Origin of the sequence: Paenilisteria newyorkensis (assembly GCF_000766145.1) — a bacterium.
Taxonomy (GTDB): domain Bacteria; phylum Bacillota; class Bacilli; order Lactobacillales; family Listeriaceae; genus Listeria_A; species Listeria_A newyorkensis.
Genome location: NZ_JNFB01000035.1, coordinates 266,900 through 279,214, shown reverse-complemented (window position 1 = coordinate 279,214; position 12,315 = coordinate 266,900). Strand labels below are relative to the sequence as shown.

The following is a 12,315-nucleotide window of genomic DNA, read 5'->3' as shown; positions in this document are numbered from 1 at the left end:
TGAGTCCGGTAGAATACCGTCTTCAGGCCAGCCAAGAAGTCTAATTAAATTTGGTCCAACTTTTGGGGTTCAGTACACTGATTAAGGATTTTTTCTGTATGGAGATGTATGAAAATCGCGCAAAATCTGGTTTTCTAGCGTCGGTGCGAAGGAATATAGTTTTGTTGCACGGATATCGTTTTCAATCAAGGCAGGATTTGCTTTGGAGGCGGTGCTGATGATTGGTAATGCGATGTTTTTTTTGATTCGGCCGAGATATCGCTGTCCAGTGGTTGACATGCCTAAAAGTCGGATGTAGTTTTGCGTCGTCGTCGTTTCCGATTGTTGCGCTAGTATTTGCAAGGCTGTGCGTTTGATGCGTGCGTTGCTATAGCGTTTCGTTCTTGTTGCAGCCAGAAATTCGTCAAAATTGGTCGCGTGAAGTGCCGCTTGCTGTAATCGGTTTTCGATGCCTTCTGAGACGCCGCGTGTGCTCTGAAGCTGGGAGATGGGTGCGGTAACAAGTTGGTATTTCAGCAGTGGCCAAAAATCATCCCAGGAGACAAAGGAATGCGTTTCGCGAAACTTCTGTAAAAGGCGCAAGGTGGTATCGGGAACGTATTGGCGGACTTTTTTCCAGTCGTTTCCTAGTAGCATCGTTCGAATAGCAGTGGCGCTCGCAATAGAATGGTGCGTTGGATTCTCGTCGTGATAGGCCGCATTTTGCCTCGCCATCGTCGCGATTTCAATGGCTTTTCCCTGTTCAGCGATTGCGCGCGCATAATGGAATCCTAGAATATTATTCGGTTGCGCTAAATCAAGCGTCAAATCGGGCGCTAGTTCGTGAATAGCGGCATTCCAGGCTGTTGCATAACTATTCTTCTTATCATCCAAAAAACGTCGCATAGCAGCTTTAAAAGGGACATCTTGTTCCGTCAGTATCTTGGCCGCAGAGCTAAAAGCATTCGCATCCCCATTTTCACTACCAAAAAAGATTGACTGCACACCTAGCGCATCTAAGATTTCGACGGCTCCGTTCGCAAAAATCGCGGCTTGTTGTGTCGCAAAATGAAAAGGAAGTTCCACGACAAGATCCACACCCGCGTCAACGGCCATCTGCGCACGCTCCCATTTTGGCAAGAGTGCCGGTTCGCCTCGCTGCAAAAAAGAGCCGCTCATAACAGCGATGACAACATCAGCTTGCGTCTGTTTCCTGGCTTCTTGCAAATGCAATAAATGCCCGTTGTGGAATGGATTATACTCCACGATAATGCCAGTTGCTTTCATTTTTATCAACTCCATGTCACAATAATATCGAGTAAAACGATGCGCTCTAAAAAACTAGCTGAGTCTTCCATTTGAGTTTGGCACGTAAATCATGTTAGACTGAGTAAGTGAGCCGTTTTGAAAGAAATTCGCTGGTCGTTATTTCTGATTACTTCCAGAATACCACAAAATCGGGCGGGAGAACATGGTTCGCTTAGGAAATAGGGATTGACAAAAGGCTTAGAAAAGTCTATAATATTTTTTGTTGCGCTTGGAGTGATAAACGATGAAATGGTCATTAATTCAACTACAGAAATACCGCGGTAAGAAAGTGCCGTTTGAGCAGGAAATAGATGTGACAGAATACTTGAAAGAGCACAATCACGATGTTCGTTCAGCGAGCCTAGTAAAGGTTTCTGGGGACATTTCGGTGCGTCAAGATTCGGTTTTGATTGATCTTGTTTTAGACGGAACCTTTGTATTACCATGTGCCAGAACGTTTGAAGATGTTATTTACCCGTATCATATCAAATCTGTGGAAACGTATGTGAACAAAGAGGAGAAGGTATTGGACGAGACACATCATATGATGGACGGCGATAAAATTGATGCGTTACCAGTGATTGAAGAATTACTTTTGTTGGAGATTCCGATGCAAGTTTACAGCGATAATGTGGAGAACGCGTTGTCAGAAGGAAACGATTGGAACGTGATAACAGAAGAAGAGCTGGAACAACAAGCAAAACAAGAAGAAAAGAAAGTGGATCCTCGTCTTGCAGGATTAGCCGATTTCTTTGATAAGAAAGAAGACTAATTCTAAGAGCTGGAATATATTTTAAGAGAAAGAAATTTTTCTTAGATGGATTGCGATCAAGGAGATATCCTGAAGTCGCGAAGGAGGTGTATGGAAATGGCAGTACCTTTTAGAAGAACATCTAAAGCAAAAAAACGCAAGCGTCGTACGCACTTCAAATTACAAGTGCCTGGTATGGTTGAATGCCCTAATTGTGGCGAGTACAAACTTTCTCACCGTATTTGTCCTGAATGTGGTCAATATAACGGCAAAGAAGTAGTAGAAAGCAACTAAATTGCGTGAACAAAGCAAGCGATACGTACGCTTGTCACATAAAAAAACCGAGAAGACGCCATGGATCTTCTCGGTTTTTTTATTGTTGTTGAGGCTCTTATGAAGCGTACTATGCTGAATTAGAGCCTCAATATGCATGAGAGCAAAGCGAGCATGTAATCCCCCAGCGGCTCTTAAAACACCAAACCAAGAATCCCGACAAAACAAACAATAAGATTGAAAACCAAGAGCCTCAATATGCATGAGAGCAAAGCGAGCATGTAATCCCCCAGTGGCTCTTAAACACCAAACCAAGAATCCCCACGAAAAAAATATTGAAACTGAAAACCAGATTTTCTATACCACCCAAACATAGTTGAACACATAAACCCCAGTAGTTTTTAGTCCCAAAAAATCAAACCACCAATCATACCTAAAAAAACGTACCATCAAAAATGCAAAATACACAAAATTTTGCTAAAATAGAGCCAAGCTATAAAAGAGGAGGGAACCACATGACCTATCGAGTAGGCATTATTGGCGCAGGAGCCTTGGGACTTTTATACGCTGGTCTATTGCGAACAAACGTGACGCTTTACACAAGAACGAAGGAACAAGCCGACATTATCACGAAAAAAGGCGGGATAACAGTCGTTGTCGATGGGGTAAAGACCCATACCGATGTCCACGCAACGCCCATCACCGAGGCTGATTTCACTGCAGTGGATCTCATCATCATAACCGTGAAATCCTACCAACTAGAAGATTTGATGGATACCCTCACGAGAATCCCGACAAACACTCCACTGCTATTCTTACAAAACGGCATAGCGCACCTAGCTCTACTTCCCAATCTACCGCAAAAAAACATCCTACTTGGGACATGTGAACACGGTGCTGGGAAAATTGATGCTACAACGGTAGTCTGGCGCGGGGCAGGCCAAACGAATTGGGCCGTTTATCGAGGGGAGCCAAATGAGGCGTTATATCCTATCATGATGTCTAATCCCGCCTTTCCCTTTTTACAGCAAGCAGATTTTAAAGAAATGGTTTATAATAAGTTATTGGCGAACGCGGTGATTAATCCGTTGACAGCCGTTCTTGGCGTGCAAAATGGTGCTTTGATACATAATGAATCTTGGAATGAACTCCTGGTAAAACTGACGCGGGAAGTCGCGGATATACTGGACCTGGAGAATGCGTTAGAAAAAGTGACGGCGATATGTAAGGCGACATCGGCTAACTTTTCCTCGATGGCAACAGATGTACGAGAGAAGCGAAAAACGGAGATTGCGAGTATTTCAGGCGCAGTCGTCAAACTTGCGCAAGAACAAGGAAAAGTAGCGCCGATTTCTGAAACATTATACGGCCTGGTGAAAGGGCTAGAAGGAGAATACTTACAGTGAATTGGTTAACAAATATGACGGCGCTTGTTATTGTCGCCCCAGTACTTATTTTTACAGTGACCTTCATGGTGACGCAATATATGACAAAAAGAACGCCCAAAGCGGTGAAGCGAAGCGCAGATGTGACGACGTTCTTTCTGATTTTAGCGGATCATTTCTTCATGATTGTGCTATTTGATCAGTCATTTTTGCTCTATATTTTATTGTTGCTATTCTTGATCGGTATTCTATTTGTCGCGCTCTACGCCAAGTCGCAAGGGGATATTAATTTTCGCAAAGTGATTCGTGGCTATTGGCGCATTTGTTTCTTTGCTTTCGCGATTTTGTATTTATTGCTATTCGTGACAGGAATCGTGAAGAGTATTTTATTAGTTTTCTAGTCAATCCATAGTTTTTTCAAGTTTAAGTGGCCGAATACGTGCTTGTCTTCGGTCTTGATCGTGGCGTGGATGAATTGGTGTTTGGTGAGGTGTTCCAGGAAAAGGAGCAGGTGATTATCGCGTACAAAGTCCTCTATTTGGTCGTAAAAATGATCGCGCTCACTGAATTCGGCACATTGTCGCGCTTGATGTAGTAGCTCCTCGATGTGTTGGAGCTCTTTTTTTGCCAAAAAACGTTGCGGGGCCAAATTAGGATTTCCGTAAAAGTCCATAAACGCAATCTCAATATCAGTACTTGGGACATCGGCGCTCATAGCAATGTCGACATCTTCCCATTGACTGGCTTGATAAAATTCAGAGCTGAGATCGATCACTCGCAACGCAAGGGAAATGCCAAATTTGGTAGCTTGCTCCACTATCCAATGCCCTTGGCGAATTGTTTTTGCGTGTGAGAGAACCGCAAATTGCAATGTTTCACCGTTATACTGGGCGGTTTTCAACAATGCTTCTATTTTACTCGAATCCCTTTTTTGCGGGCTGGATTTATGGAAAAAGTAGCTGGAGGCCTCGGTTTCTTCGTGATTCTCTAAATCGTGAAGCATTCTTTGTGGGTCTAGTAAGTGGTAAAAGGCTTCGCGGAATGCTGGCTGATGTGCAAAAGTGCAGTGCTTGAAATTGAAGGTGACAATATTGACGCCATAATCTCTTGTTGCGTGGTCTGTGTAGTCGTTATTGTCCGGGTTTCCCATATTTGTAACGGTGATGGCGGGATTAGCCTGATCTTTTACGAGCCAGAACTCAATGCGATCGAGAAATGGGCGTTCTAGGAAATGAGAATCGAATGCCTCTAAAATCAGTTTTTGAGAGGTTCTTTTTGTCATTTTGAAGGCGCCGGTGCTGATCCATTTATACTCGTCGAATGGGATGTCGTGCGGCAGGATGACGAGATTTCCCAAGCAAAGATAGCGAATGAAAAAGGGATTAGGGGTGCGAAGGTGAATCGTGATTTTGTTTTCGGATGGGAGCTCGATGCGCGCGATATCCCTTAGATACCAATGAGTCACGGTTCCTTTTTGCATGGCTTTTTCAAGGGTGTGGCGAATGTCGGTACTCGTCAATGTTCTGCCGTGATGAAATGGGATTCCTTTTCTGATGTAGAATGTCCAGGTTGTGCTATTATTCTCCCTTTTCCAATGGTGCGCGATGCAAGGCATGACGGTGTTTGTCGTCGTGTCGAAACGAACGAGTGGGTCGCCGAGTTGAAGAAGTAGGGAACTTTCCATGTTAATCGATGTGTGCAGCGGGTCAAGAATGCTAAATGGGCGGGCGATGACGAGGCGCAGTATATCTTGATCGCCTTTTTCGGTATGAAGTCCAAATAGCTCGTTCATTTCGGAGGATACGGCGCTAAACCATTCGCGTGGAATATTTAGCTGTAAAAGGGTGAGCAGTTTATCCAGATTTTCTTGCTCGACTGCGGTACGGATAAAGTCCTCGATTTCTGATTGGAAGCTCTGTGTGAAGGTTATTTGGGAGGCGTTTCCGCGTCCGCGACCAGGCTGGTACTGGCAAAATTCGAGTTCTTGGTATTTTTTAAGTTTTCGCTTGACGTTTTTGTCGCTACATTCCCATTTTTCAGCTAGTTCGTTCAGACGAAATGTGGCTGTATCGCCGATTTGTCTCTCCGATAAAAAAGCACGCATATCGTAATAGGCAAGATCGCGCATGATAGGACCTCCTTCTAATGATAAAAGGGGACAAAAAAATATGATATTATCCCTTTTTCTCCTTTTTAAAACTAGTTATACTATGTTTAGGAGGTGAAGTCAATGTTTCGTACATTGCATCCCAATATCAAGGCGCGGATAGGTATTTCGTTTTTGAGTAAACTGATTGGTTCGATGGTATTTCCGTTTATGGCGATTTATTTTGCGAAGGAGATTAATATTGGTGTCGCGGGTATTTTATTGATGATCAACATTGCTGTGCAGTTTATAGCGAGTATTTATGGCGGGCATTTGGCGGATCATATTGGACGGCGAAAATTGATGGTTTGGGGAGAGTGGGTGAAGGTTGGGGCGTTTGCATTGATGCTGTTCGTGAATTCGCCTTGGATGGTGTCGCCGTGGTTGACGTTTGTAGCATTGCTTTTGATTGCGGTATCGCAAGGGTTTACGATTCCTGCCAGTGACGCCATGTTGATTGATGTGAGTACGCGTGAGGAGCGGGCTTACATGTATTCGATTAATTACTGGGCGAATAATTTATCGGTGATGATTGGTGTCGTTATCGGCGGCTGGTTTTTCCAGAGTTATTTATTCGAACTGCTCATCGGTTTGCTCGTGATGTCGCTTGTGACGACATGGCTGACGATTACGCTGATTTCGGAAACGTTGGAACAGCACGGGAATAATGCGGTTAGTGATGCGGGGATAAGAAGTTTGTTTCGGAGTTATCAGAAGATTTTGTATGATGCGCGCTTTCTATGGTTCACAGCGGGAGGAATCGCGGTATTATCGATTGAATTTCAGCGCAATAATTTTATTTCGGTACGGCTAGCTGATGTATTTCCGCCGATGATATATAGCTTCGGTTGGCTTGGAAATATACCATTTGATGGCGTGAAGCTAGTCAGTATTTTGACATTGGTCAACACGATGATGATTGTGCTTTTCACAGCGCCGATTGCAAAATGGGTTCGGGATCGCAGTTTGCAAAAATGGATGTATATTGGTTTTATGATTTTTGCGTTAGGGTTCGCGATATGTGCGTTTACGGATAGCGTGTGGGTACTTTTTGGTGCCACGATTATTTTATCTGTCGGGGAACTGCTTTACGTGCCAACGCGGCAAACTATTCTTGCAGATATTGTGGAGGACTCGATGCGCGGAACTTACATGGCGTTTAACGGTTTTGTTTTTCAAATTGGCAAATTAATTGGAGCTGGGAGTCTGATGTTTTCACCGTATATTGGAAAGTATGGCATGGCCTTATTCATATTGTTCTGCGGGCTTGTTGGCGTGATGATGACGTTCTGGGCGCTTAGGCCTGCAACGAGAACGGTGAAACAAGAATAGCCAAAAGAAGAGATACGACCGAGGTAATTATTTCGGTAGTTATCTCTTCTTTTTCGTGTTATTTGGCGCCATGAGCTAATAATAAATTGGAAATGGCGTCATAACCTTGTTGCTTCGCGTGCGCAAGTGGTGTGACGCCGCTTGAATCCGCGATATTTGGATCTGCGCCGTTTTCCAGCAAGGCTTGCACGATTTGTTGCTGCGTTTTGCCACCGTCAGAGAGCACAATCGCTTCTAAAAGTGCCGTCCAGCCAGGATTGTTTACATGATTCACATCGATGCTCGTTTCGGCTAAAAGCAGTTGAACATTGGCGAGGTGGCCTTTTTCAGCGGCTGGAATCAAGGCAGTTCCTCCAAAGCGATTTGTTAGCGTGTAGTCGGGATGGTGCGAAATCATTAATTTCAAAATCTCCGTCCGACCTTCTGCTCCGGCGTATAAAAAGGGACTATCTTCTATCTTATCTTGCAAATTGACATTGGCGCCATGTTGGAGAAATATTTTTGCCATTGGGATATTGTTCGCATGCGTTGCGACGAGTAGACCGCTTTCGCCGCGTGTATTTACCGTATCTACTTGTGCGCCTTCTTGTAGCAGTGTTTCGATTTGCTGGATATCGTTTGTCTCGATCGCTTGGAGCAAGGCTTGATTTAAATCTGCCGTGTTTTTCTTCGGCATGGCTTTCTCCTCCGTTTCTTTTTTTACTGTGGATTTTGGCGTATTGGTGGTTGTTTTTTCCGTGTTGACATTCGAGCAGGCGGTGAGTAAGAGTGTCGTGAGAATGAGAATGAATTTTGCCATCGGATGACCTCCTTCTTTACCCTCAAGTATGCCATATAAAAATAAACTGGAGATTAACTGGGGCTTAAAATGTTGTTACTACTATTTTCTGTTATTTATCTTACCGTGTGCCCCACTAACACCCACTTTTTTTTAGAATGATAAATTGGCTTTATAACGTGGATTGAGAGACTTCTTTTTTGTGAGTAGTCTCTTTTTTACGCTTTTTTTTAGTTTTTGGTGGTGCGAAGTGGGGAGTTGTGGTAAAGTTGTTTATAAGAAAGTGGGGATGGACTATGTTCATGGGCGAATATCAACATAACATTGATATAAAGGGTCGTTTAATCGTGCCATCTAAATTCCGTGAACAATTAGGGGATCAATTTGTCATTACCCGAGGGCTTGATAAATGTCTCTTTGCTTATCCGCTTGATGAGTGGACGAAAGTAGAAGAGAAGATTCAAACGCTCCCACTGACTAAAAAAGATGCTCGTTCTTTTACCCGTTTTTTCTTTTCTGGGGCTTCGGAATGTGAGCTTGATAAGCAGGGTCGGATAAATATTCCGTCCAATTTAACAAGCTATGCGGAACTCGAGAAGGAGACGGTGATTGTCGGGGTCGCAAGTCGTATTGAAATTTGGAGCAAGTCGGAATGGGATAAATTCTTTGATGAAGCCGAAGAATCGTTCGCCGATATTGCCGAAAATATGATTGGCTTTGATATTTAAAAAGAGGAGGGGCATAAAGATGTTCCAACATGAGACAGTATTGTTAAAAGAAACGGTGGATAATTTGAATATCAAGCCGGATGGGGTTTATGTGGATTGCACACTCGGTGGTGCAGGGCATAGCGCTTACTTACTAAGTCAGCTTTCAGAAAAAGGACATTTATTCGCGTTTGACCAAGATAACAAGGCGCTCGCTCACGCCAAAGAGCGATTAAAGGGATACGAAGGACAGGTCACGTTTATCAAAAGCAACTTTAGATATATTAAGGAAGCATTGCTAGAAGTTGGGATTACCGAAGTGGATGGGATTTTGTATGATTTAGGTGTTTCGTCACCGCAACTAGATGAACGGGAACGTGGATTTAGTTATCATCAGGATGCACCGCTAGATATGCGAATGGATCAAGAGGCAGAACTTACGGCACGCGATGTCGTGAATGATTGGCGCTATGAAGATCTTGTGCGTATTTTTTTCCGTTATGGCGAGGAGAAATTTTCGAAGCAAGTGGCGCGTGAGATTGAGCGCAGGCGTGAAGTGGCGCCGATTGAGACGACTGGGGAATTAGTGGATGCGATTAAAGCCGCGATTCCAGCACCAGCAAGGCGAAAAGGTGGACATCCGGCAAAACGGGTTTTCCAAGCGATTCGGATTGCAGTGAATGACGAGCTTGGCGCAGTAGAGGATTCGCTGAAAGAGGCGATGGATTTACTGAAACCGGGCGGACGAATCAGCGTGATTACGTTCCATTCTTTAGAAGATCGTATTACAAAACAAATGTTCACAGAGGAAGCGAAAGGACCAGAACTGCCGCCAGGGTTACCGATTATTCCAGATGAATATAAGCCAAAGATGAAGTTAGTAACAAGAAAACCGATTCTCCCGTCTGAGGAAGAACTAGCAGAAAACAACCGTGCGCGTTCAGCGAAACTTAGAGTGGTGGAACGGAATATTTAGGAAGTAGGAGTGAAGTAGATGAGTAACAATGTAGCCTACAAAACGAATGTGGAACCGAAACGCGTACATAGGGAAGCACCACAACCGCAGCCTAAAAAACAAATTTTAAAACGTGGCAAAATAACGTTGGGCGAGAAGTTGATTGCGTCTGTTTTTATTATCGTTATTGCGGTATTTGCTTTTAAAATCATTCATGTACAAGCGCAAGTATATAGCGTGAACCAAGGCATACAAGAGAAACAGGCAGATGTAGATAAACAAGTGAAGGCGAATGAGGATTTGTCGGCAGAAGTGGCAGACCTTAGTCGTTATGAACGCGTATGGCAAAAAGCGAAAGAACTTGGATTGAAACTCGATCCAGATAATGTGAAGGTAGTGGAAGGCAAATGAAAAAACGAGTAGGAAACATGCGAAGAGGCGCCCTGGTTCTTTTTATCATCTTTGGAGTTATTTTTCTGTCGGTTATCGGACGCTTCTTTTACATGCAAGTCGTTGGCGATGTTAACGGCGTTCCACTTGCGGCCAAAGCGGCTAAACAGCATTTACGAAGCAGTGTCATTGAAGCAAATCGCGGCTCTATTTTAGATCAAAAGGGCGAAGTGATTGCAAAGGACACTGCTTCTTATACGTTGGCGGCAGTGCTTGATCCGAAGCAAACGGTGGACGCGAAAAACCCGCATCACGTGGTGGAAAAAGGAGAAACAGCAGCGCTTTTGGCGAAATATTTGCCGATGAAAGAAGCGGATATTTTGAAGAAACTGCAAAAGAAGAATCTCTTCCAAGTTGAGTTTGGTAAGGCTGGGAAGAATTTATCGGCAGAAGTGAAGGACAAGATTGAAGCGTCGAAATTGCCAGGTTTGGTGTTTACGAAACAGGCGGAACGATTTTATCCAAACGGTGTATTTGCCTCGCATCTGATTGGTTATGCGCAGCAAGAAGAGGGCAAGGATGGAATTTCGAAGTTGATTGGTAAAATGGGCATTGAGAAGGCGTACAATGACATTTTGACGGGTAAAAATGGCTCGATTAATTATGACGCGGATAAATATGGCTACATTTTGCCGAATACGAAAAGTACGGTGAAAGAAGCACAAGATGGGCAGGATATTTATTTAACGTTGGATAAGAAGATTCAGACGTTTTTGGAGGATACGCTAAATACGGTGGATGCGAAATATAATCCGAAGAATATGATGGCGGTTGTGATGAATCCGAAAACGGGCGAGATTTTGGCGATGAGTCAGCGGGACACGTTTAACCCGACGACAAAGGAAGGTTTAACGAATCAATGGGCGAATTTGCCGGTTGAGATTACGTATGAGCCTGGTTCGGTTATGAAGATTTTCTCGCTAGCTTCGGCGATTGATTTAGGTGTGTATCATCCGAATGCGTATTATCAATCGGGGACGTATAACGTTGGTAGTATCCCGATTCATGATCATAATGCTGGTGTTGGTTGGGGTTCGATTACGTATCGTGAAGGCGTAGAGCGTTCGAGTAACGTTGCTTTTGCGAAACTCCTAGCGGGTATGGGTCCGGATAAATTCAAAACGTACTTGCAAAACTTTGGCTTTGGCGCAAAAACGGGAATCGATCTTCCGAATGAGGCGACTGGTAAAATTCTGTTTGATCGGAGAATTGAGCAGGTGACAACGGTTTTCGGTCAAGGTACGACGGTGACAATGATGCAAATGCTTCAAGGTGCGACGGCGATTGCGAGTGATGGTACGATGAAACAGCCGTACGTTGTGTCAAAAATTGTTGATCCGAATACGGGGAAAGTGACGGAAACGAAGCCAGTCACGACGGGTAAACCGATTAGTGCAGCAACGGCGAAACAAACGCGTGAAGAGTTGCGGAATGTTATTACAGGTAAGGTTGGAACTGGGAAATTGTACGCGATTGATGGTTATGATATTGCTGGGAAAACCGGAACGTCACAGATTCCGAATCCGAATGGTGGTGGCTACATGACGGGGAATGATAACTATATTTTCTCCTTCATGGGCATGGCGCCAGCGAAAGATCCGGAGCTTGTGATGTACGTGACGATGCAACAACCGCAATTATCTGGTACGGAGACGGGCGGAAAAGCGGTGTCGGAAGTTTTCAATCCGGTGATGAAAAACAGTTTGCAATACTTGAACATTAAATCGGCGGATACGGCAAAACTAAAATCGGTCGAGATGACTTCGATGGCTGGCAAGACACCAGATGTTGCGAAGAAAGAATTGGAAGCGAAGAAATTGATTCCAGTCGTGATTGGTAACGGGAAGAAAATTGTGCAACAGTTGCCACTAGCTGGAGAGAAAATTTTAGAAGGGCAGCGGGTTATTTTGATGACAGAAGGGGACATGACGATTCCTGATATGAAGGATTGGGCGAAGAATGATGTGCTCAAAGTTTCGGAAATAACGGGTGTGCCATTTACGGTCAATGGAGATGGTTATGTGTTGAAACAGAGTCTTTCTGCGGGATCGGTGCTCAATGATAAGTCGCAGGTGACAATCGATCTCACCACGCCTGATAAAATTCCGAATTTCAATAAAGTCCCGAAAGTAGAGGATAATAAAGAGGATTCGGCGGATACGACAGTGCAAGAGGCAACGGGATTAAATGCTTTATTAAATTAGTAAAATGAGAAGCAGGCGCACACTTTTTCGGGAATCGTAAGCGTGAT

The 12,315-nt window shown here is 44.1% G+C and carries 12 protein-coding genes; 9 read left to right on the top strand and 3 right to left on the bottom strand.

The window, feature by feature from the left end; genetic code table 11:
* Positions 1-81: 81 nt before the first annotated feature.
* Complete coding sequence (locus tag EP58_RS12045) at positions 82-1,266, bottom strand: nucleotidyltransferase (protein WP_036093725.1); 1,185 nt, start codon at positions 1,264-1,266, stop codon at positions 82-84.
* A gap of 265 nt (positions 1,267-1,531) precedes the next feature.
* On the opposite strand from EP58_RS12045, the gene EP58_RS12040 reads away from it, so the two are divergent.
* The 4 genes from EP58_RS12040 (at position 1,532) to EP58_RS12025 (ending at position 4,097) form a co-directional block, all read left to right on the top strand.
* A complete protein-coding gene (locus EP58_RS12040) occupies positions 1,532-2,059 on the top strand; it encodes a YceD family protein (protein ID WP_036093722.1) in 528 nt (175 codons plus the stop codon).
* A 96-nt stretch (positions 2,060-2,155) separates the two neighbouring features.
* Positions 2,156-2,332: a 50S ribosomal protein L32 gene (gene rpmF / locus EP58_RS12035; RefSeq protein ID WP_036064226.1), complete on the top strand. Its 177-nt coding sequence runs from the start codon at positions 2,156-2,158 to the stop codon at positions 2,330-2,332.
* A 494-nt stretch (positions 2,333-2,826) separates the two neighbouring features.
* The gene (locus EP58_RS12030; RefSeq protein WP_036093721.1) at positions 2,827-3,717 is read left to right on the top strand and encodes a 2-dehydropantoate 2-reductase; all 891 of its coding nucleotides are present in this window, start codon (positions 2,827-2,829) and stop codon (positions 3,715-3,717) included.
* Positions 3,718-3,731: 14 nt separating this feature from the next.
* Positions 3,732-4,097 carry a DUF3397 domain-containing protein gene (locus EP58_RS12025; RefSeq protein WP_036093772.1) on the top strand — a complete coding sequence of 122 codons (366 nt, stop codon included), beginning with the start codon at positions 3,732-3,734 and terminating at the stop codon, positions 4,095-4,097.
* Here EP58_RS12025 and EP58_RS12020 read toward each other — a convergent pair.
* Positions 4,094-5,824, bottom strand: coding sequence for an ABC transporter substrate-binding protein (locus EP58_RS12020; RefSeq protein ID WP_036093771.1), 1,731 nt, complete (start codon positions 5,822-5,824; stop codon positions 4,094-4,096). The genes EP58_RS12025 and EP58_RS12020 overlap by 4 nt on opposite strands.
* Positions 5,825-5,926: 102 nt before the next feature.
* On the opposite strand from EP58_RS12020, the gene EP58_RS12015 reads away from it, so the two are divergent.
* Positions 5,927-7,174, top strand: a complete 1,248-nt coding sequence (locus tag EP58_RS12015; RefSeq protein WP_036093719.1) for an MDR family MFS transporter — start codon at positions 5,927-5,929, stop codon at positions 7,172-7,174.
* Between the two features lie 58 nt (positions 7,175-7,232).
* Here the strand turns inward: EP58_RS12015 and EP58_RS12010 are convergent, their stop codons facing one another.
* The gene (locus tag EP58_RS12010) at positions 7,233-7,973 is read right to left on the bottom strand and encodes an ankyrin repeat domain-containing protein (RefSeq protein WP_036093718.1); all 741 of its coding nucleotides are present in this window, start codon (positions 7,971-7,973) and stop codon (positions 7,233-7,235) included.
* 275 nt (positions 7,974-8,248) lie between these two features.
* Here EP58_RS12010 and mraZ point away from each other — a divergent pair, with 275 nt between their 5' ends.
* The 4 genes from mraZ to EP58_RS11990 are packed head-to-tail and all read left to right on the top strand — an operon-like array spanning position 8,249 to position 12,268.
* A complete protein-coding gene (mraZ, locus tag EP58_RS12005; protein ID WP_036093716.1) occupies positions 8,249-8,680 on the top strand; it encodes a division/cell wall cluster transcriptional repressor MraZ in 432 nt (143 codons plus the stop codon).
* Positions 8,681-8,699: 19 nt separating this feature from the next.
* Positions 8,700-9,635, top strand: coding sequence for a 16S rRNA (cytosine(1402)-N(4))-methyltransferase RsmH (gene rsmH / locus EP58_RS12000; protein WP_036093715.1), 936 nt, complete (start codon positions 8,700-8,702; stop codon positions 9,633-9,635).
* An 18-nt stretch (positions 9,636-9,653) separates the two neighbouring features.
* Positions 9,654-10,025, top strand: coding sequence for a cell division protein FtsL (gene ftsL / locus EP58_RS11995; RefSeq protein WP_036093713.1), 372 nt, complete (start codon positions 9,654-9,656; stop codon positions 10,023-10,025).
* The gene (locus EP58_RS11990) at positions 10,022-12,268 is read left to right on the top strand and encodes a penicillin-binding protein (RefSeq protein WP_036093711.1); all 2,247 of its coding nucleotides are present in this window, start codon (positions 10,022-10,024) and stop codon (positions 12,266-12,268) included. The genes ftsL and EP58_RS11990 overlap by 4 nt, the downstream gene beginning before the upstream one ends.
* Positions 12,269-12,315: the final 47 nt, after the last annotated feature.